Here is an 18,172-nt window from a genome sequence, read left to right as displayed (position 1 = left end):
AACTTTGTCAAAAGCTAACGATGCAACTAAACCCAAGGGTAACGCTTTCTTCCATTCTGGATAACGACTTCTATAAGATCACGATGCAACAAGGTGTGGTCCGCTTATTTCCCGCTGCAAGTGCGCGTTATAAGTTTATCAACCGGGGTAAACATTCCTTTCCACCCGGATTTTCAGAAGCACTGAGAGCAGCGGTTGATCAAATGGCTTTACTGAAACTGAGTCGCGAAGAGAAACATTTCCTGCAGGTCAACTGTCCGTATCTGGATCCGGTATATCTGGATTTTTTAGAAGGATACCGCTATAAACCGGAAGAAGTACATATCGAACAGCATGGCGACCAGCTTGTGGTTCAGGTAGAGGGCCTTTGGTATCGGACCATTTTATGGGAAGTTCCGCTCATGTCGCTGATCTGCGAACTGTTTTATGTCCTGACGGGCTCAGAAAGGATCAGCAATGAAGAAGTAGTGGAAGTTACCCGTAAAAAAATAGAAGGTTTAAGGGATTTAGGGGTTACCGTAGCAGAGTTTGGAACCCGTAGGAGGTATTCTTATCAGGTTCATAGATTGGTTTTGCAGTCCCTGAGCCAGTACGGGGCAGGTTCATTCATCGGAACGAGCAATGTCCATATGGCCATGCTTCATCAAACAAAACCCATTGGAACGCATGCCCACGAGTGGTTCATGTTTCATGCAGCGAGATATGGTTTTAAAATGGCCAATGCTATGGGACTCGAGCATTGGGTAAATGTTTATCGCGGAGATCTGGGCATCGCCTTATCGGATACTTATACCACGGAAGTTTTCTTTAAGCAATTTGATAAAATGTTCTCCAAACTTTTCGATGGTGTGAGGCATGATAGTGGCGATCCACTGCTTTTTGCCGATAAAGTGATCAGTCATTATCAAAATATGGGCATAGATCCTAAATCTAAAACCATTATTTTTTCTGATGGGTTGAACTACGAAAAAGTAGCCCGCATTGCGGACCACTGTCGGGATAAAATAGGAATGTCTTTTGGAATAGGAACGAATCTCACCAATGATGCCGGACCCGATCCGATGAATATCGTCATTAAAATGACCGAAGCGCATCCTAAAGACGGGGAATGGACAGAAGTGGTGAAGCTCTCCGACGAACATGGAAAATATACCGGAACGGAGGGGATGATCAACCTCGCAAAGACTATTCTTCAGATTTAGCTACAGGACAACCCCAGCCATCATAAAAGCCTTTGTGCTTTTCTGCGGTTTCGACTAATTCCCATACATAATGGTTTACTTCATGAGGAAGTACCGTGTTTTTTCTGGAGATGTTCAGCACATAAGGGAAATCTTCACGATCATGTTTGTCCTGGGATAAAACCCTGAATCCGGAAGTATTTACCTCTTCAACAAAGGTGTTCAGGTCCTGTTCGGCGTTGAAATAGATCCAATGGTCAACTTCACGTTCCAGCTCAAACACATCACCGCTTTGTTGCAACTGTCTCAATACCTTGGTGTTCTGTATGCATTTGTATTCGTAGTGGTTAGGGTAGAGGAATTCAAAATAGGTTTTCCAATCTTGCTCTTCAGAACTATCGGTTGCATACTGGTATTCAGGGAAATTCATCATTGCCTGTTGGACAAGATTTTCATATCCTTCATTTGTTGGGGCATAGAAGAACAATTCCAGCTTTCCGTCGGATTTCAAGGCTGCGGTAAACAGGGCATTTATCCCGGTTAAGGCCGCATCTATCGCGTCTTCAATATCACAAATCGTTTGAAACTCCTCGTTGGTGGTAAATCCATTTTCATCTGGTTTTTGGAGCTTTACACCACACCACAGTAGTTTTGGCAGGCCTGGAATGGGGGCAATCTGGTTTAAGGCCAGATTTAAACGTATAGAAGCCGGAAGGTCGTTTACGCGGCTGAAATAGCTATCCCAGTCCATGGGAATTTCTTTTAAGTCTGTTGCGGTGTTGCTCATTGGTTTTTAATTATAGTTCAGGTAAATGTAGTATTATTGTGAGAAATTTGTTCGGTTTAATAATTTTATCCCGGAAGGAAAAATAATTGTGCTTACTTAGTACCTGGTAAGAATAATAATAAATGGAAGGATTGAAAAAAAGGAATCCCTATAAAACAAATGTAATACTGCTTGTACTGATCATCAGCTTATTTATGCTGACTCACATTTTGCATTTCGCATTTAGAAATACGATTGATCAGCCCGCTCTGCCAAGTCAATACGCAGGTTATCTGCCTTTAGATGCTGCTGCTAAAAGCAAGGCGCTAGAGCTGAAACTGTTGTTCGGTGATGGCAGGGACAGAAGAAAAATCCTTCCTCCGCTGAGGGATCCGAAAACTGGGATGATCCTGTTGCATACCCTACAGGAAGAAACGAATTCCAGCGACGTAAATGTATATTACAGGCTGGATACCAATGGCAAGCTCAGGGATTCACTGCGTGTTCAAGACTATGACATCAGCTTAAACCGGGAATACATCATTCACCCTGATTATTATTACTCCTGGTTTCTGGACGGTAATCCCGAAAAACAGGAATATTTACCTGTAAATAAAGATTTAAAACTCGGAAATAAAGCTTTGCAACAGCAATATGAAACTCTTTACAAGAAGGCAACGCTTGTTCAATTTTTTGGTTATCAGATGCTCTGGGGAAAGAATGGCGTTACCGTGGGAGATAGAAGACGATTTTACGATACAAAAACGGATAAGACCATCTTTTTAATTCAGAACAAATGGTATGCTCTATTTGGGAAAGAGCTGGAGGCAATGCCTGGAGGAGAGAAAAAAAGTACCTTGGATTCCGTTAAAGCATTCAAACTGGACCAGTTGAGCGTACCTAATCCGTATCTGTATCTCGCGAATTTCCATAAAGAAAGTAAAGGATATAAGGAATGGAACGGAACTGGTTATTTAAATCTGATGCTGGGAAAAGACACATTAAAACTGCGGACAGGAATGACTGTTAAGGAATCTGAGGGAAAAGCTCCCCTGGATTATCATCATCAACTCCAGTATTTCAGAGATCAAACAATGCCCTTCCCAATCATCGTCAACGAGAATTACCAGTGTTATATCTTAAGGTCCAGATCAACAAATTATAAAAAATGATAAAGTCACAACGATTATCAACCTCAAGGGTTTGTACGATTGCTTTATTGGTATCCCTGCTTGCGATCATTGTCTGCACGGCAAGTTCTGACTCGTTATATGCATTGTTCTTTTTTGCCAGTTGCAGTCCCGGAGTATTTATTTTTACGATCATATACTGCTATGTCATTCTTGCCCTGGAGGCCCGTGGCATATTGTATCCCAATGTTTTTTTTCGGTTTATGACTCCTTTTCTCTTTTTCAGTCTCACGATCTGGTTGTTTTCCTATACAGAGTATGTGTCTGATTTTCAGCAATATTCAATAGCGGAGTATCTGGATATTTTTATGGATTTCTCCTTTGACTTCTTGCTTCCAATGGGTCTTTGTATGGGATTGATCAGCATCATGCTTCCTCCTGCGAAAAAAGAAGAAACTGTTTTACCTGATTCCTAAGACATTGAAGAAAATGCAATAAAAATTGAATCAAAAAAAAGCCGGTCAACAGAAATGACCGGCCTTTTCTCCAAAAAACGTAGCTGATTAGGCGCCTTGTTTTCTCGTATATTTGGTAAGGATCACAATGACCTGACCTTCAATTTTGCCTTCAATCTGATCGGTATTGTTTTCCACCAGGCGGATGTTTTTCACCACTGTTCCCATCTTCGCATTCAATGTAGAACCTTTTACATCTAAAGATTTTATTAAAACAATCGAATCTCCTGCCTGAAGAATACTACCGTTACAATCTTTGTGAAATTCTGCTGCGGTACCATTTTCAAGACCTGCGGATTTTGCCCATGCTAACCTTTCTTCGTCCAGATACATCATATCCAGGTTGTCCATTGCCCAGCTCTCATTGCTGAGACGGTTCAATAAACGCCAGGAAACTACCTGTACTCCTGGAACTTCGCTCCACATGCTTCCTGTTAAACAAGCCCAATGCTTGCTGTCCAGTTCTTCTTTATTATCAATCTGAGATAAACACTTATCGCAAACCATGATGCAGTTGTCTTCATTGCTCTTTGATTGCGGAGGTACTTCGTATACGCTAAGCGCATCTCCGGATTGGCACAATTCACATTTGTTTTCGCTTCTCTGTAGCAATAGTTCTTCCAGTTTCATATCCTAATATTATGTATCAAAGCGCGAAGATAATTATTTTAAACAGTTACTTCCTGATTTACATTCTGCAATTTTCCGCAGTAAAAATTTCTTGTCAAGAGGCGCATTGCTTAGTTGAAATGCTTCCTCATACGCAAGTAGGGCTTTGTCCCTTTCTCCGATCCTTTGATAGATATCGGCCTTGGTCGCAGAAAAAAGAAAACTTTGCTGTAGTCCGGAGCTCAATTCCAATTCATCGATTTCCTTGATACAAGCTGCTGCATTTTGCAGATAACTTTGTGCGATGATCCTGTTCAGCCTGACATAGGGAGAATTTGGTTCCATCAGTTCCAATTGCTGGTAGAGGTAGACAATCTTTGTCCAGTTTGTCTGTTTAAAGCTCGGAGCAGTACAATGTAAGGAAGCGATAATGGCTTCCAGATGAAGGCATTGGACCTGTGTCGATTGGGTGGAGATCTGGAGGTAATAAAAACCTTCCTGAATAAATTTGATCTCCCAAAGTGTTCTGTCCTGTTCCGCTAAACTCAGCCATTCTGCGGTTTCCGTTAAACGTGCAGGAAACCTCGAAAGGTTGAAAAACATTAAAGCCAGTTGAGCATTCACCTGATGGTAACAGGCCTGCTGCGGATTTAACAGCAGTTTAGTCAACCTGATCGCCTCATAACATAAGTCCTTATTGATGCCCTTCTCAGCTCTTGTCGTTTTGTATCCCTCATTGAAAATTAAATACAAAATGCGAAGCAGTGTTTCTGTCTGTTCATTTGAAGGAAGGACAGCAGGAAAATTTAGTAGCTGAGGAATAGTTTTGAGTGATGATTTACACCTGCTAAGGCTCTTTTTGACCGCCTCATGCTTCATCAACAGGGCGTTGGCAATCTCAGGAACACCAAAGCCAGATAAGATATGTAAGGTGATGATGATTTGGTTCCTGCTGGAAAAAACAGGCTGACAGCAAATGATTAACAAGCGGAGCTGACTGTCTTTAATTTCATGATCTGTACAGATCCGGTCAAAATGATCCTCCAGATCATCGGATGCCGGTAAAACGAGATCAGGAGAAAATGATTCGCTCTTTTGAGCCCTCTTAACTGCATTAAGTGCTTTGTTTTTGGCTACTTTCATCAACCAGCCTGAGGGATTGTCGGGAATTCCACTAAATCGCCATCCGGTTAATGCGGCCTCAAAGGTATCCTGGACGATGTCCAGGATCAGATCAAGGTGTTGTAAGCCAAAAATCCTGGATAATATAGCAGTCATCTTTCCCGAATTTTCACGGAAAAGATGTGCTGTTAACTGAGGAATGTGCTCGTTATTGCTCAACCTGAATAACTTCTCTGACTTCCACACTCGCGCCAAGCGCTAATGATGGACATCCTTTAGCCAGTTCAATTGCTTCTTCCAAAGAATTTGCCAGTAAAAAATAATAGCCACTGATACATTCTTTACTTTCTACATAAGGGCCATCAGTAATGACATTTCCTTTAATATAGCTTCCTTCAGGGCTAAGTGGATTTCCATCTTTAAAATTGCCGTTGGCCATCAGTTCTTCTACCCATTTGATTTGTTTTTCGATGTCATCCTGCATCTGCTCGGCGGTCATTTCTCCATATTCAGCATTTTCTCTGATCAGCATTAAAAACTCCTTCATAAATCGTTTGTTTAATAAATACCTGGTTAATTTGTAGATTGACAATCGGATAGTTCGTTTAGGGACAAAATAATTGATTTATTTTATATAGCAATGAAGATACCTACTATACACGGTAATATAGAACGCAGGATTTTAATCAATTATACGGCCGATCCGGAAGTGGTACAAGAGCTGCTCCCTTTTCCGTTTCGTCCTAAAATATATAAAGACAAGGCAATTGTAGGCATCTGCTTAATCCGTCTGAAAAAGGTAAAGCCGAAGGGATTCCCTGATTTAATGGGTGTTTCTTCAGAAAATGGAGCGCATAGGATTGCGGTAGAATGGGATGAAGGTGGAGAGGTTAGGGAAGGGGTTTATATCCCCAGAAGAGATACCTCGCTCAGACTCAATACCATTGTTGGTGGCTGTCTGTTTCCCGGAGTTCACCACCTCGCCAAATTTAATGTGAAAGAAGCCGATGGTCAGTATCATATTGATTTTATAAGCGCTGATCAAACGGGTGTTTCTATCGATGCGAAGGAAGCGGACCAATTAAATGAGAACTCTATATTTCAGACTTTAGCTCATGCTTCTCATTTTTTTGAAAAAGGTTCTTTGGGTTATTCTCCAAACAAAAACCAGTTTGATGGTCTTCAGCTGCTGACTTACCGATGGGAAATGAGGCCCTTATCGGTATCAAAGGTCAGTTCCAGTTTTTTTGAAGATCAAAATATCTTTCCAAGAGGATCAGTGGTCTTTGACCATGCCTTACTGATGACCGAAATTGAGCATGAATGGCACAGTGTGCCAACACCGGCAGAAGCCTGATCTTACTCAAATTTCTTTTGATCTTCATGGAATTGTTCATAACGGGGTTGCAGCACCTATTTTAACTATTTCCGCTTTGATGCCACTAAGTTGTTCAACAACTTTAGTAAAATTAGTCGAGGTTTCTGCAGACAATGAATGTAGTCTAGCTTCATTTTTGCTTAATCGATCTTCAATTTTGTTTAATCGACATTCAATTTTAATGAAATTTTCATCTGCCTTAGTTGCAATTCCGTCCAGCATTGCTATAGTGCGCTCATTTTGATTTAATAGAAGTGCTAAAGACTCTTCTAATGTTGGCTTTTTGTTTAACTGTTCCATATGAAATGTTGTTTGGACAAAGCTATGTAATTTATATTCAATAATTAAATATTTTACACTTTTATTAGCTTAATATTTCTTTTAAAGATAATACAAGAAAACAACCAAATGTCAATATACAATATTGGATTACCGGAAAGGGTGGGGAAGCCTTTCCGGTGTACCAGGGAAATTGTCTATTCGCCGGACTGAACCGCAAAGGCCACGGCAGCTTCAGCATGAATCTTTGTCGTATCAAAAACCGGTATGGCAATGTCTTCCTGATGAATTAACAAAGGAATTTCGGTACATCCTAATATGATCCCTTCCGCGCCCTTGTCAACCAGCTGCTGAATGATGGCTAAATATTGTTTTTTGGTTTCCGGATTCAAAAATCCCCGTCCCAGTTCATTTCTCAGGGTATCTTCAATATAATCCCGGTCTTCCTGACTTTCGGGAATAATGGGCTCTATTCCACTGGAAATCAGTTTATCTTTATAAAAATCCAGTTCCATGGTATAGGTAGTACCCAGCAATCCTACCTTTTTCAAACCCTTTTGATGAATGGCATCGGCCACCGCGGTAGTAATGTCTATCAGTGGCAGATTTACCCTTTCTGCAATTCTATCGGATACGATATGGGCAGTATTTGCACCTAAGACAATAGCTTCTGCACCTCCTTTTTTTAGATTTTCAGCGGCACCAACGAGTAATTCAAAGGTTGCATCCCAATCGTATGCCGCATTGAAACGCTGAAAATCATCAAAGTTTACAGAGTAAATTATACACTCTGCAAAATTTAATCCACCCAATTTCTCATTTACTCCTTCATTGATGTAACGGTAATAATCCACTGTAGATGTCCAGCTGATTCCTCCAACAAGTCCGATTTTTTTCATCTGTATATAAGTTTTTAAAATTTATTGTTTTTATGATGTAAAAGTAGATAGCTTTGAATAACTGTAACAGATACAGAAATTAACTATTTTACTATAACAGATGAAAGGCTTTCAATACCTGATCATTGCAGATGAACTGGAGAAATTAATCAATACTGAAGTTTACCCTGTTGGTCAGAAACTTCCATCTTTGAGGTTGATCAGTTTGCGTTTCCAGGTGAGTATAGGTACGGTGCTGAAAGCCTTTGTATTACTGATAGATAAGGGCCTGATTCTTGGTAAAGAGCGCTCGGGTTATATCGTGTTGAGAAGATCCGTACTGAAAGCCGATTTACCACAAAGCAGCAAAACAATATCTGCCGCAACCGAAGTAAGGATAAGCCCTGTTTTACAAAAAATCAGCAGGGAAAACCAGGAGCATAAATCATTTGTCTCCTTTTTTAATGCCATATTGGATGTGGGACTTTTACCCCTCAATGCGATCAGGCGAAGTCTGCAGCATGCTTCGAGGGATTTGACCGGCGCTCATTTATTATACGAAGAGGCCAATGGAAATCCTTTGCTAAGACAGGAAATCGCCGGGAGATCTTTCCGTTGGTTTGGAGCGCTCAATGCAGACGATGTGGTCATTACAAACGGAGCGTTGGAAGCGGTGAGCCTATGCCTGAGAGCAGTAGCAGAAAAAGGAGATACCATCGTGGTGGAAACGCCTTTTTACTATGGCATCCTTCAGACGATTGAAGCACTGGGGCTGAAAATAGTAGAACTTCCGGGAGATACTTTCTCAGGAATTGACCTCATTCAGCTCGAACAGGTTTGTGAGGAACAACGGGTAGCGGCATGCGTCCTGATCTCTAACTTTAACAACCCCAATGGGGCCATGCTTTCTGATCAGAAGAAACAGGATATTGCTGCCTTCGCAAAGCGAAAAAAGATCCCTGTTATTGACGATGACATTTATGGAGATCTTCATTTTGATCCGGAAAGACCTTCCAATATTAAAAGTTACGATGCGGATGGCTGGGTGATGTTGTGTTCTTCCTTTTCTAAATCTGTTGCGCCCGGATACAGAATCGGCTGGTGTGCCCCGGGAAGATTTACAGAGAAAGTCATCAGGCTGAAAGCCGTAACGAATGTGGCAACCGCAAGTGTCGTTCAGTTGTCGCTGCTGCAATTGTTAAATACCGGAGCCTACGACCGCCATTTGCGCAGGTTAAGGCCGGAGTTACACAAACTGATGTTATTGACTTTGCAGGCTATAGAGGAACATTTCCCCCCGGAAACAAAAGTCAGCAGACCGAAAGGCGGACTGGTGCTCTGGATTGAGCTTCCCGGGGGAGTTGATGCGCTTGTACTTCATCATAAAGCCATAGCCAAACATATTCAGATCGCCCCGGGAACCTTATTTTCTAACAGGGGGGATTATACAAACTATATCCGTATAAGTTGCAGTAACCTATGGAGCAAAAGAATAGAACTGGCCATTCAACAATTGGGGAACCTGATAAAGGATCAGATGATGAAAAACAAAAATTAATTTCTGGGCGTATTCCTTATTGATTAGCTTTATTCAGTAATTGATCAACCCTTGCTAATTTGTAAAAAATGAAACGTGGTGCTTTAATTTTCTGGACACTTTACAGCCTTTTCTTTGCCATTCCGTTCCCTATGATCATCTATTATTCCACCAATCATCCGGATGACATCGACGGCCTCAGAGATGCTGACCCATGGCTTTCTCTTGGCCTTGTAGCGGTATCGATTCTGTTGTGGCTCGTTGTTCTGGTGGTATTTTACCAAAAATGGGTGCTAAATGTTTTTACTTCCAAAAAGAATATTGAATACCTGAAGAGGGAAGGGGAACCCCGGGAGGCCCGGATTTTAAGTGCAAACAAGCTGACCGGGCCAGGAGCAAAGATGGATACTTATGAACTGGGGCTTTCCTTTAAAAATCTGGTTGGCACAGAGATCGTACAAAAGACCGGAGTGAATGATAGTAAGCCTTTTGAACGTCGCTATGAAGTTGGCAAAAAGGTCATGCTGCTGATAGATAAGGAGATGAAACGGATTCCTTATTTTATTTTCTCCGGAACGGTAGCAAAAATAAATACAACAATTGTACTCTTGAGAAGTTTGGGCTGGCTGGCGCTTGCTGTAGCGCTGTATGGATATTATGTATATGCCTATCAATCCGAAAGCCATGGTTTGGGCTGGCGGTTTATGAGTTTTGGACACCCATTAATTGTTTGCCCGCTGATCCTTTTATTTTATCGGGTTTTAGTAGACCTGATCGTTAATAAACTGGGGGGAGATTACAAGGACAACAGCCCCTTAATTAAATTTAAAGGCCTGAAGACAAATGCAAGGCTGATCAGTGCCAGTCAGACGGGAACCTATATTAATGAACAACCCATGATCCGTTTCGAACTGGAATATACCGATGAGAAACAGCAAAAGTACAACGGGAATATAAAAAAGGTGGTAAACCTGCTGGATTTAAATAGTATAAAAGTCGAATATATGGAGATTTTTTACCTTAAATCTGATCCTAAACGGATTGCTTTTGCCAGTGATTTAAATGAACTAAGCTAAACAGCATGAAGAAGTTAATTGCCTTAATGATTTGTAGCCAGATCCTTTTCGGTTGTAAGCAGATCACAAAAAGCGTGGAAGAAACGTTTAAACCCAATGATTCTGTGGCCAATAAAGTGGCACAGGATAAATCCTCCGAAAATGAAGATCACTTTCATACCGAGACCCAAACGACCAGTAGTACTACCGTAGAAACACATACGAGCACATATACAGAACAGCATCTGGAAGGAAAGAAAACTGGTTTTTTAACGAATGTCGATCAATTAACGAAAGCAGAAAAGGAGCTTAGAAAACTACCTCAATATCTGGGAAAGGAAATCTTTATTTATACCAATATTAATTTTTATGACGATGGGCATATCAGCGCGATGCTGCAACATCCTGAAAATCCTAAGTATGTAGACAGCTATGAATACAACGCAGGGAAGTGGTCTGCACCTAAACCGAAGCAGTTGTCGGTAAAAGATGAGGTTAATAGCAACCTGGTTTCGCTAAATAGTATCCCATTTTCTAATGTTGCTAAAGTAACAGGTATCTATAATGAAAAGGCTTCCCATATTGAAGGAGCAAAGCCGAGTGATCATACCTATATTACTATCTTTAAGAACAAGATCGAATGGTACCCGATGAACATTAATGGTACCAGGGAGCGCTATTACATCCAGTTTAATCCAGATGGAACATTAAAAGAATTCAAACAGGATTAATAAATCAAAAATGTATAAAGTATTAGTGATCACCTTACTATTAATGGCTAAAATGATTCCTGTTTTAGCACAAAACAATTGGGTACTCGAAGTAGAAAAAGAGGGGATAAAGATTTATACAGCTGCGTTCTCAAATTCCAGGATCAAGGCCGTAAAAGCCCAATGTAATGTTAAGGCAACTGCTTCTCAGGTGGTGGCCTTATTGATGGATGTGGAATCTGCTACAGATTGGGTGTATCATACAAAATCATGTTCACTGATCAAAAGGGTTTCTCCTGCTGAACTTTATTACTATTCGGAAATCAGCTTACCCTGGCCTTTACAGAACCGGGATTTTGTGGCACATTTAAAGGTGAGCCAAAATGCCGCTACTAAAGTGATTACCATTGACGGACCCGCAGTAAAGGGCTATGTAGCGGAAAAGAAAGGTATGGTGAGGATTCAGGATTCCAAAGGGAAATGGGTAATCAGTCCATTGGGGGCCGACAATGTAAATATTGAATACACCATTCATGTAGACCCGGGAGGGACTTTACCACCATGGCTGATTAATATGTTTGCTGCTGAGGGGCCATTGAAAATCATTAAAAACCTGAAAATACAAGTGCAAAAACCAGCCTATAAAAATGCGGTTATTCCTTATTTATGATTTTTTAGATTTCATTCCCTGCTTCATCATAGAAAATCTGTTTAACAAAACTAACCTTTATAAGCAAAACCTATAAAGATTAGTTTCGAATCATTTACACCAAACTGTTCAGTGCTTCCTTTTGAAATCCCTGGAATTCAGTCATCCGGTTTCCCTTTACCTTTTGTACCCAGTAAGGGTCTGCCAGGAGCGATCTGCCGACTGCTACCAGGTCAAATTCGTTCTTGTCCATTCTTCGAATGAGTTCCTCAATAGAAACAGCGTTGGAGCTTTCCCCGGTAAAGATGGTCGTCACATCATTATCCAGGCCAACAGAACCAACAGTGATGGTGGCTTTGCCGGTCAGCTTTTTTGCCCATCCGGCGAGATTGAGGTCAGATCCAATAAACTCAGGCTCCCAAAATCTGCGTGTCGAGCAATGAAAAATATCGATCCCTGCATCTGCAAGCGGTGTGAGTAAGGATTCCAGTTCCTCCGGATTTTTTGCCAGTTTGGTATGAAAGTCGCTGAACCGCCATTGGGATAAGCGCATCATCAGCGCAAAATATTCCCCCACTTCTTTGCGGATCTCTTTGGTGATTTCTACGGCAAAGCGACTGCGCTCAGCAAGAGTTTTACCGCCAAAAAAGTCGGTTCTTCTATTCGTATTCTCCCAGAAAAACTGATCGATAAGATAACCATGGGCTCCCTGGACCTCCACACTGTTAAAACCCATCTTTTTTGCCTTTGCTGCGGCACGGCCAAAAGCGGCAATCGTATCTGCAATGTCAGTATCGGTCATGGTTCTCCCGTTACCAATACCTGATGGTCCTTCAAAAGGAGCAGGGGGCAGCCATCCTGAATGGTGGTTTTCCTGGATCCCGATGTGCCAGAGCTGTGGTGCCATTTGTCCACCTGCATCCAGTACACCATCAATCACTTTCTGCCATCCTGCCAATGACTGATCCTTGTAAAAATCAGGAACATCAGGCTCATTTGCTGAGGATGGCCGGTCAATCACCGTTCCTTCGGAAATGATCAGTCCCACTTCTCCTTCAGCCCTTCTTTTGTAATAGTTTGCAACATCGGCTGTCGGAACTCCGGAGGGAGAACAGGACCTTGTCATTGGTGACATCACAAAGCGGTTTCTTGTATTTAATGATTTCAGGCGGAAAGGCCTGAATAAATTTTCAATGTTCATCGTCGTCTAATTTTTTTATCAGATTTTCCATTTCTCTCCTCAGTGTTTTCTTTTCAGGGAGAGATTTTGTCAGGTCAATGGCTTGCTGATAGAGATCAATTGCTTTAGCTGCTGCAGTATCGGTATAGAGATAAGCCAGCAAGGCATAATATTCACTACTGTCTGTGAGTTTCAGTTTTTCTGCCTCCTGGATTCCCTTTTCATTTCCATAAACCCTGGCAAAGGCGAAAGTTCTGTTCAACGCAGTGACGGGTGAATATTCTATCAGAATAAGCTCGTTGTACAGCTGTAAAATATAATCCCATTTATGCTGATCTGTTGGAGTACTATGCCAATAGGCGATGCCGGCTTCCAGATGATATTTTGAGATTTCCGTTCCGGAACAGGCGTTCACGAGATAATAGTTTCCTTTGTCGATCAGTTCCTGACTCCATAGGCGCTTATCCTGTTGCTCGTACAAGATGGTTGCTCCCGAATCATCGGTTCTTGCAGCCAACCTCGAGCTCTGGAAACACATTAAAGCGAGAAGGGCATTGGTTTTAGGGACATTGGTCCATGCATTTTCTGTCAGGATGAGCGAAAGTCTGATGGCTTCAGAACAAAGTTCTCTTCTGATAAGCTGGTTGTTCGATTTTGAGAAATAACCTTCATTAAACAAGAGGTACAAGGTTTTTAAAACTGCATCAAGTCTGGACGATATTCCTGCTTCCTGTAATGTTCTGATCTGGAAATGATCCTGACGAAGAACATTCTTTGCCCTGAATAACCTTTTCTTAATCGTTTCTTTTTTGCTGAGAAAAGCATCTGCAATTTCTTCCACGCTGAATCCACAAAGGATCTGAAGTGCCAGACAAATCTGCGCTTCGGTAGAATTTGCCGGATTGCAAACTGCAAAAATCATCGCCAGCTGACTGTCGGAAATGCTTTCTTCATCAAAGTCCCAATTGACTTCCCGCTCTTCCGGCTTAATTTCTCTTTTGACCTGCGCTTCGAAGATGGCGTTCCTTTTCAGGTAGTCCTTCGTCTTATTTTTAGCTACAGTATATAGCCAGGCTGTTGGATTTTCCGGCAGGGTATTCGCCCCCCAAACCTCAGTGGCCTTTAGAAAGGTTTCACTCACAATGTCTTCAGCAACCGCGATGTTTTCCAATCCAAAATGACGGCACAGGACCGCGGTCATTTTGCTGTACTCCAGCCTGAACAGCTGAGGGATAAGCGTATGATCTCTATTTGTTGCCATTGCCCTTAAAGCACTTCTCTTACCTCTATATTACCGCCCAGTTTGAAAATCGGATTGCCTTTAGCAAATTCCACAGCTTCCTCAATTGTCTCTGTTTTGACTATGACATAACCACTGATAAATTCTTTGATTTCTGTATAAGGACCATCAGTTACCACGTTGTCTGGCATTACTGTTTTTGCATGGACAGTGGAGAGGGTATTCCCTTTGTCGGCCAGCTTATTTTGTGCGGCAATACCCGCCAGCCAATTCATTCTTTCCTGAATTTGCTCCGGTGAGGGCTTCACATTGGAGGCGTTGCTCAGCCTGAAGATTAATAAGAATTCTTTCATCGTTTGTAAATTTTAATGTTTTGCACTCATGACGATTGAATTCTAAAGATGGGGACAAAATCCCGTACTATTATTACCGGGAAAAAGGGATTTTTGTAACCTTATAATTTAAAGCAGCAGTTGTTCCTGCGGTAACATCTATAGTGACCCCTGTAATTTTTCCCGCCAGATCAGATGCCAGAAATACTGCCGTATTTGCAATGTCTTCCATCATGGGCAGTTGTTTTAGCATCGTATCCGCTTCCAGTTTCTTAAAGAAATCCCTGACTTCTTCAGTGGCATTTTCCAAAGCTTCTTTAAAAGGCCTGGAATCCGGTGATCCCGCCGACCGGATATTTACTGCACGTACGCCATAGGGTCCAAGTTCTGCGGCAAGGTTCTTCGAAAACGACTCTATCGCCACACAAGCCGGACCAAAGCCACCAACATTTGCATAGCCAATACCTCCGGGAGTCGCAGTAAGGGACAGGATGACCCCCGATTCTTGTTCCATCATGATCCGTCCGGCGGCAGTAGCGATGAGGAAATGGCTGCGCATGGCGATATGAACCGGACGCTCGAAGTCTGCCAGTTCCATTTCTACCAGAGGCATATCCTGTGTGTCTTTCAGACCGATGAGGTTAAAAATAATGTCGACGCTTCCTGCCTTTTGTTTTACTGCTGCTAAATGGCTGTTGATGGCGGCGGCGTCCAGTGCATCCACTTCTGCCGCTTCTGCCAGGCCAGCCCGGGCACGAATTGATGCTGCCACCTTTTGTGCGACTTCCATTCTTTTATGGGTCACAAATACGGTTGCACCTGCGGCAGCAAATGATTGTGCAATCACACCTCCGAGCGAGGGGCTTGCCCCATAGATAACGGCATTTTTGTTTTGAAGTAACATAAGCTGAGTACTAAAAGATGAGCATATGATTTTATACATCAAAAATGCAGGATAAAACGGAGATTTAAGGTGTAGGGATGTGACAAATAAGAGGGGCATTTCCGCCAATAAAAAAAGCCACCCGGGAGAGTGGCTTCGTTATCCTTGTTCAGGATTGTATATCAAGGCAATTGAGATCCCGATGTTAATTATACCGTCTCGTTTGTCGTTTTAATCGTTTTTTCCAAAGCATGCAGTATGCTGTCTTTATAACCGGTAAAGTTCGTCTGACGTGTTTCATCTGAATCACTTTCTTTCAGCGTTCTTCTACTTTCTTTGATCTGTTGTAATTCGTTGGTATATAAATCAAGGAACAATTCAGGTTCTTTGTTTTTTAAAATCCTGACTGTGTGTGAGTATTTTTCATAGCTATCTACAAGAATCGCCAGGCTTTTCTCGTCATATGTATTTATACCAGCTGTCTTTGTCAGTAACTTTTCCAGCTTTCCTCTTTCTTTTGCGTAACCCATAATTGCGACAAATATACCAGTTCTCCGGAAGAATTATACTATCATCCTGCTCAACACCTGAAATTTCTATCAGAAAAATTATTAAATAACCTGTCATTTAGTGTAATTAGTATAGTTTTGCGCTTCCTCATGGCTAAGTATCGAAAAGATGCCGGCGTAAATTAGCAAACGATGCATGACCTTATTCTAAAAAACATAGCTAAACACATTACACTTGATGAAGCAGAAGAAGCCTGCTTTCTGGCCTGCTTAAAAGAAAAGCAGGTCCCAAAAAAGGAATTTATCCTTCAGGAAGGGCAGATTTGCAGGGAAATCAATTTTGTGGTATCCGGGACACTGAGGGCCTTTTATCTGGATAAAACGGGTAAAGAATCCACGATCATGTTTGCGGTTGCAGACTGGTGGGTGACCGACATGTTTTGTTTTGTAAATGAGCAAGCCGCGATGTTGAATATTGAAGCGACTGAGGACAGTTGTATTTTACAACTTCAAAAAGAAGACCTGGATCGTCTGTACATTGAGGTGCCGAAATTTGAACGGTTCTTTAGAATAATTATGCAAAATGCCTATATCAGGGAACAACTCCGGGTCATTCAGGGCTTATCGCTCTCTGCGGAAGAACGGTATCATAATTTTCTGATCAAATATCCGAAAGTGGCCCAGCAGGTCAAACAAAAACAAATTGCTTCCTACCTGGGCATCACTCCTGAATTTTTAAGTATGATCCGGGGAAATAAAATCAAAAAGAAAAAAATTTCTTAAACTACATTATTTTTTCCTTCCCATTTCTTCCCTTTTTTTGTAGAAAAACATATCCTATGCTCATCCTTATTGCAGGTCCCTATCGTAGCGGGACAAACGACGATCCTATATTAATGCAGCAAAATTTAAACAGATTGGAAGCTGCTGCGCTTCCTTTATTCCGGCTTGGGCATATCCCAATGATCGGGGAGTGGGTCGCATTGCCCTTACTACACCTTGCAGGTTCAACACGTCCGGGTGATGAAGCCTATGAAGAAATTCTATACCCGGTAGCGCATCGCCTGCTTTTAAAATGTGATGCAGTGCTGCGTTTGGAAGGCGCATCAAAAGGGGCAGACGAAGATGTCAGGATTGCGCTGGAAAGAGGTCTGAAAGTGTATTACCATATCGATGAAGTCCCTAATGAAGCATCCTAAAGTTAACATTCTCCAGACAGACATTTTATCGGACAACTGGTATACCCTGAGAAAGATCACCTACGAATACCTTAAAAAAGACGGAACCTGGCAGACCCAAAACCGGGAGGCTTACGACAGAGGTAATGGCGCAACGATTTTGCTGTACAACAAAACGATGAAAACCGTGATTTTAACCCGTCAGTTCCGATTACCCACTTTTCTCAATGGAAATGAAAGCGGAATGCTCATTGAAACCTGTGCCGGCCTGTTGGATAAAGACAATGCCGAAGACTGTATCCGGAGAGAAACGGAGGAGGAAACAGGCTATAAAATCTCTGATGTTAAAAAAGTTTTTGAAGCGTATATGTCGCCGGGATCTGTTACAGAGATGCTTTATTTCTTTATCGCCGAGTATTCCAAATCCATGAAAGTGACGGATGGAGGCGGAATAGCGCAGGAGCAGGAAGAAATAGAAGTGCTGGAAATGCACATCGACAAAGCGATGGAACTAATGTATAGTGGTGAAATCAAGGACGGTAAGACGATCATGTTACTTCAACATCTCAAACTGGCAAATATTCTTTAACCGTCTTTTGGTCATTTCCATTTAAGGAATATTAATCGTTATTTAGTAGAGACCAAAAGATAAAAAACATGAAACTAGGGGCATTTTCAATCAGCCTGAGTGTCAAGGACCTCAACGCTTCCAAAGCATTTTATGAAAACCTGGGCTTTACCGCTTTTGCAGGCCAGCTGGAAAAGAACTACCTCATTATGAAGAATGGGAATGCCTTGGTGGGTTTGTTCCAGGGAATGTTTCAAAATAATATTTTGACTTTCAACCCGGGCTGGGATGAGAATGCCGGCAATGTACCTGGTTTTGACGATGTGAGAGCGATTCAGAAACAGCTGAAAAGTAAAGGACTCAAAATAGAAGGAGAAGCCGACGAAGATTCTTCCGGACCTGCCAGCTTTATGGTAACCGATCCGGATGGGAATGTCATTCTTGTGGACCAGCATGTTTAATTCCGATCAGCT

The 18,172-nt window shown here is 41.9% G+C and carries 23 protein-coding genes; 12 read left to right on the top strand and 11 right to left on the bottom strand.

Features of this window, described 5'->3' with window-relative positions; translation table 11 throughout:
* Window positions 1-20 precede the first annotated feature (20 nt).
* Complete coding sequence (gene pncB / locus AAFF35_RS17365; RefSeq protein WP_342327799.1) at window positions 21-1,202, top strand: nicotinate phosphoribosyltransferase; 1,182 nt, start codon at window positions 21-23, stop codon at window positions 1,200-1,202.
* On the opposite strand, the gene AAFF35_RS17360 is transcribed toward pncB, so the two are convergent.
* On the bottom strand, window positions 1,186-1,968 hold the full coding sequence (locus tag AAFF35_RS17360; protein WP_342327798.1) for a DUF695 domain-containing protein: 783 nt from the start codon (window positions 1,966-1,968) through the stop codon (window positions 1,186-1,188). The genes pncB and AAFF35_RS17360 overlap by 17 nt on opposite strands.
* 122 nt (window positions 1,969-2,090) lie before the next feature.
* Between AAFF35_RS17360 and AAFF35_RS17355 the strand changes: the two genes are divergently transcribed.
* The gene (locus AAFF35_RS17355; RefSeq protein WP_342327797.1) at window positions 2,091-3,119 is read left to right on the top strand and encodes a hypothetical protein; all 1,029 of its coding nucleotides are present in this window, start codon (window positions 2,091-2,093) and stop codon (window positions 3,117-3,119) included.
* The gene (locus AAFF35_RS17350) at window positions 3,116-3,553 is read left to right on the top strand and encodes a hypothetical protein (RefSeq protein WP_342327796.1); all 438 of its coding nucleotides are present in this window, start codon (window positions 3,116-3,118) and stop codon (window positions 3,551-3,553) included. The genes AAFF35_RS17355 and AAFF35_RS17350 overlap by 4 nt, the downstream gene beginning before the upstream one ends.
* Before the next feature lie 87 nt (window positions 3,554-3,640).
* Here AAFF35_RS17350 and AAFF35_RS17345 read toward each other — a convergent pair whose 3' ends face one another.
* Genes AAFF35_RS17345 through AAFF35_RS17335 form a run of 3 tightly spaced genes read right to left on the bottom strand, consistent with a single transcriptional unit; the run spans window position 3,641 to window position 5,870 of the window.
* Complete coding sequence (locus AAFF35_RS17345; protein ID WP_342327795.1) at window positions 3,641-4,222, bottom strand: PhnA domain-containing protein; 582 nt, start codon at window positions 4,220-4,222, stop codon at window positions 3,641-3,643.
* 33 nt (window positions 4,223-4,255) lie between these two features.
* Window positions 4,256-5,479: a DUF6596 domain-containing protein gene (locus AAFF35_RS17340; protein ID WP_342327794.1), complete on the bottom strand. Its 1,224-nt coding sequence runs from the start codon at window positions 5,477-5,479 to the stop codon at window positions 4,256-4,258.
* A 52-nt stretch (window positions 5,480-5,531) separates the two neighbouring features.
* Window positions 5,532-5,870, bottom strand: coding sequence for a YciI family protein (locus AAFF35_RS17335; protein WP_342327793.1), 339 nt, complete (start codon window positions 5,868-5,870; stop codon window positions 5,532-5,534).
* 93 nt (window positions 5,871-5,963) lie between these two features.
* Here AAFF35_RS17335 and AAFF35_RS17330 point away from each other — a divergent pair, with 93 nt between their 5' ends.
* Entirely contained in the window at window positions 5,964-6,680 is a 717-nt protein-coding gene (locus AAFF35_RS17330) for a DUF2071 domain-containing protein (protein ID WP_342327792.1), read from the top strand.
* A gap of 36 nt (window positions 6,681-6,716) precedes the next feature.
* Here the strand turns inward: AAFF35_RS17330 and AAFF35_RS17325 are convergent, their stop codons facing one another.
* Both AAFF35_RS17325 and AAFF35_RS17320 read right to left on the bottom strand, forming a co-directional pair.
* Window positions 6,717-7,001 carry a hypothetical protein gene (locus AAFF35_RS17325; RefSeq protein ID WP_342327791.1) on the bottom strand — a complete coding sequence of 95 codons (285 nt, stop codon included), beginning with the start codon at window positions 6,999-7,001 and terminating at the stop codon, window positions 6,717-6,719.
* 176 nt (window positions 7,002-7,177) lie between these two features.
* Window positions 7,178-7,879 (bottom strand): aspartate/glutamate racemase family protein, encoded by a 702-nt coding sequence (locus AAFF35_RS17320; protein ID WP_342327790.1) that lies wholly within the window; start codon window positions 7,877-7,879, stop codon window positions 7,178-7,180.
* Window positions 7,880-7,979: 100 nt separating this feature from the next.
* On the opposite strand from AAFF35_RS17320, the gene AAFF35_RS17315 reads away from it, so the two are divergent.
* From AAFF35_RS17315 to AAFF35_RS17300, 4 genes are all read left to right on the top strand, one after another.
* The gene (locus AAFF35_RS17315) at window positions 7,980-9,416 is read left to right on the top strand and encodes a PLP-dependent aminotransferase family protein (protein ID WP_342327789.1); all 1,437 of its coding nucleotides are present in this window, start codon (window positions 7,980-7,982) and stop codon (window positions 9,414-9,416) included.
* 68 nt (window positions 9,417-9,484) lie between these two features.
* On the top strand, window positions 9,485-10,471 hold the full coding sequence (locus AAFF35_RS17310; protein WP_342327788.1) for a hypothetical protein: 987 nt from the start codon (window positions 9,485-9,487) through the stop codon (window positions 10,469-10,471).
* Window positions 10,472-10,476: 5 nt separating this feature from the next.
* Window positions 10,477-11,181 carry a hypothetical protein gene (locus AAFF35_RS17305; protein ID WP_342327787.1) on the top strand — a complete coding sequence of 235 codons (705 nt, stop codon included), beginning with the start codon at window positions 10,477-10,479 and terminating at the stop codon, window positions 11,179-11,181.
* Window positions 11,182-11,191: 10 nt separating this feature from the next.
* Window positions 11,192-11,830, top strand: coding sequence for an START domain-containing protein (locus tag AAFF35_RS17300; protein ID WP_342327786.1), 639 nt, complete (start codon window positions 11,192-11,194; stop codon window positions 11,828-11,830).
* A 94-nt stretch (window positions 11,831-11,924) separates the two neighbouring features.
* Here the strand turns inward: AAFF35_RS17300 and AAFF35_RS17295 are convergent, their stop codons facing one another.
* The 5 genes from AAFF35_RS17295 to AAFF35_RS17275 all read right to left on the bottom strand — a co-directional run bounded on the left by AAFF35_RS17295 (window position 11,925) and on the right by AAFF35_RS17275 (window position 15,974).
* Complete coding sequence (locus AAFF35_RS17295; protein WP_342327785.1) at window positions 11,925-13,010, bottom strand: NADH:flavin oxidoreductase; 1,086 nt, start codon at window positions 13,008-13,010, stop codon at window positions 11,925-11,927.
* Window positions 13,000-14,250 (bottom strand): DUF6596 domain-containing protein, encoded by a 1,251-nt coding sequence (locus AAFF35_RS17290; RefSeq protein WP_342327784.1) that lies wholly within the window; start codon window positions 14,248-14,250, stop codon window positions 13,000-13,002. The genes AAFF35_RS17295 and AAFF35_RS17290 overlap by 11 nt, the downstream gene beginning before the upstream one ends.
* Before the next feature lie 5 nt (window positions 14,251-14,255).
* Window positions 14,256-14,582: a YciI family protein gene (locus tag AAFF35_RS17285; RefSeq protein WP_342327783.1), complete on the bottom strand. Its 327-nt coding sequence runs from the start codon at window positions 14,580-14,582 to the stop codon at window positions 14,256-14,258.
* A 73-nt stretch (window positions 14,583-14,655) separates the two neighbouring features.
* Window positions 14,656-15,465 carry an SDR family oxidoreductase gene (locus AAFF35_RS17280; protein WP_342327782.1) on the bottom strand — a complete coding sequence of 270 codons (810 nt, stop codon included), beginning with the start codon at window positions 15,463-15,465 and terminating at the stop codon, window positions 14,656-14,658.
* Window positions 15,466-15,653: 188 nt separating this feature from the next.
* Entirely contained in the window at window positions 15,654-15,974 is a 321-nt protein-coding gene (locus AAFF35_RS17275; RefSeq protein ID WP_342327781.1) for a hypothetical protein, read from the bottom strand.
* A gap of 171 nt (window positions 15,975-16,145) precedes the next feature.
* Between AAFF35_RS17275 and AAFF35_RS17270 the strand changes: the two genes are divergently transcribed.
* The 4 genes from AAFF35_RS17270 (at window position 16,146) to AAFF35_RS17255 (ending at window position 18,160) form a co-directional block, all read left to right on the top strand.
* Window positions 16,146-16,736: a Crp/Fnr family transcriptional regulator gene (locus AAFF35_RS17270; protein WP_342327780.1), complete on the top strand. Its 591-nt coding sequence runs from the start codon at window positions 16,146-16,148 to the stop codon at window positions 16,734-16,736.
* 56 nt (window positions 16,737-16,792) lie between these two features.
* On the top strand, window positions 16,793-17,152 hold the full coding sequence (locus AAFF35_RS17265) for a DUF4406 domain-containing protein (protein WP_342327779.1): 360 nt from the start codon (window positions 16,793-16,795) through the stop codon (window positions 17,150-17,152).
* The gene (gene nudK, locus AAFF35_RS17260) at window positions 17,139-17,720 is read left to right on the top strand and encodes a GDP-mannose pyrophosphatase NudK (protein WP_342327778.1); all 582 of its coding nucleotides are present in this window, start codon (window positions 17,139-17,141) and stop codon (window positions 17,718-17,720) included. Before AAFF35_RS17265 ends, nudK begins: the two co-directional genes overlap by 14 nt.
* A gap of 68 nt (window positions 17,721-17,788) precedes the next feature.
* The gene (locus AAFF35_RS17255; protein WP_342327777.1) at window positions 17,789-18,160 is read left to right on the top strand and encodes a VOC family protein; all 372 of its coding nucleotides are present in this window, start codon (window positions 17,789-17,791) and stop codon (window positions 18,158-18,160) included.
* Window positions 18,161-18,172: the final 12 nt, after the last annotated feature.

Source organism: Pedobacter sp. FW305-3-2-15-E-R2A2 (assembly GCF_038446955.1).
Classification (GTDB): domain Bacteria; phylum Bacteroidota; class Bacteroidia; order Sphingobacteriales; family Sphingobacteriaceae; genus Pedobacter.
Note: the sequence above shows the minus strand (reverse complement) of the source record. Positions and strands in the feature narration are given on the sequence as shown.

Coding starts and splice junctions, on each gene's coding strand:
- AAFF35_RS17285 (WP_342327783.1), bottom strand. CDS start 14,582: ATGAAAGAATTCTTATTAATCTTCAGGCTGAGCAACGCCTCCAATGTG.
- AAFF35_RS17255 (WP_342327777.1), top strand. CDS start 17,789: ATGAAACTAGGGGCATTTTCAATCAGCCTGAGTGTCAAGGACCTCAAC.
- AAFF35_RS17270 (WP_342327780.1), top strand. CDS start 16,146: ATGCATGACCTTATTCTAAAAAACATAGCTAAACACATTACACTTGAT.
- AAFF35_RS17330 (WP_342327792.1), top strand. CDS start 5,964: ATGAAGATACCTACTATACACGGTAATATAGAACGCAGGATTTTAATC.
- AAFF35_RS17305 (WP_342327787.1), top strand. CDS start 10,477: ATGAAGAAGTTAATTGCCTTAATGATTTGTAGCCAGATCCTTTTCGGT.
- nudK (WP_342327778.1), top strand. CDS start 17,139: ATGAAGCATCCTAAAGTTAACATTCTCCAGACAGACATTTTATCGGAC.
- AAFF35_RS17335 (WP_342327793.1), bottom strand. CDS start 5,870: ATGAAGGAGTTTTTAATGCTGATCAGAGAAAATGCTGAATATGGAGAA.
- pncB (WP_342327799.1), top strand. CDS start 21: ATGCAACTAAACCCAAGGGTAACGCTTTCTTCCATTCTGGATAACGAC.
- AAFF35_RS17345 (WP_342327795.1), bottom strand. CDS start 4,222: ATGAAACTGGAAGAACTATTGCTACAGAGAAGCGAAAACAAATGTGAA.
- AAFF35_RS17325 (WP_342327791.1), bottom strand. CDS start 7,001: ATGGAACAGTTAAACAAAAAGCCAACATTAGAAGAGTCTTTAGCACTT.
- AAFF35_RS17300 (WP_342327786.1), top strand. CDS start 11,192: ATGTATAAAGTATTAGTGATCACCTTACTATTAATGGCTAAAATGATT.
- AAFF35_RS17295 (WP_342327785.1), bottom strand. CDS start 13,010: ATGAACATTGAAAATTTATTCAGGCCTTTCCGCCTGAAATCATTAAAT.
- AAFF35_RS17310 (WP_342327788.1), top strand. CDS start 9,485: ATGAAACGTGGTGCTTTAATTTTCTGGACACTTTACAGCCTTTTCTTT.
- AAFF35_RS17265 (WP_342327779.1), top strand. CDS start 16,793: ATGCTCATCCTTATTGCAGGTCCCTATCGTAGCGGGACAAACGACGAT.
- AAFF35_RS17320 (WP_342327790.1), bottom strand. CDS start 7,879: ATGAAAAAAATCGGACTTGTTGGAGGAATCAGCTGGACATCTACAGTG.
- AAFF35_RS17360 (WP_342327798.1), bottom strand. CDS start 1,968: ATGAGCAACACCGCAACAGACTTAAAAGAAATTCCCATGGACTGGGAT.
- AAFF35_RS17350 (WP_342327796.1), top strand. CDS start 3,116: ATGATAAAGTCACAACGATTATCAACCTCAAGGGTTTGTACGATTGCT.
- AAFF35_RS17355 (WP_342327797.1), top strand. CDS start 2,091: ATGGAAGGATTGAAAAAAAGGAATCCCTATAAAACAAATGTAATACTG.
- AAFF35_RS17275 (WP_342327781.1), bottom strand. CDS start 15,974: ATGGGTTACGCAAAAGAAAGAGGAAAGCTGGAAAAGTTACTGACAAAG.
- AAFF35_RS17315 (WP_342327789.1), top strand. CDS start 7,980: ATGAAAGGCTTTCAATACCTGATCATTGCAGATGAACTGGAGAAATTA.
- AAFF35_RS17290 (WP_342327784.1), bottom strand. CDS start 14,250: ATGGCAACAAATAGAGATCATACGCTTATCCCTCAGCTGTTCAGGCTG.
- AAFF35_RS17340 (WP_342327794.1), bottom strand. CDS start 5,479: ATGACTGCTATATTATCCAGGATTTTTGGCTTACAACACCTTGATCTG.
- AAFF35_RS17280 (WP_342327782.1), bottom strand. CDS start 15,465: ATGTTACTTCAAAACAAAAATGCCGTTATCTATGGGGCAAGCCCCTCG.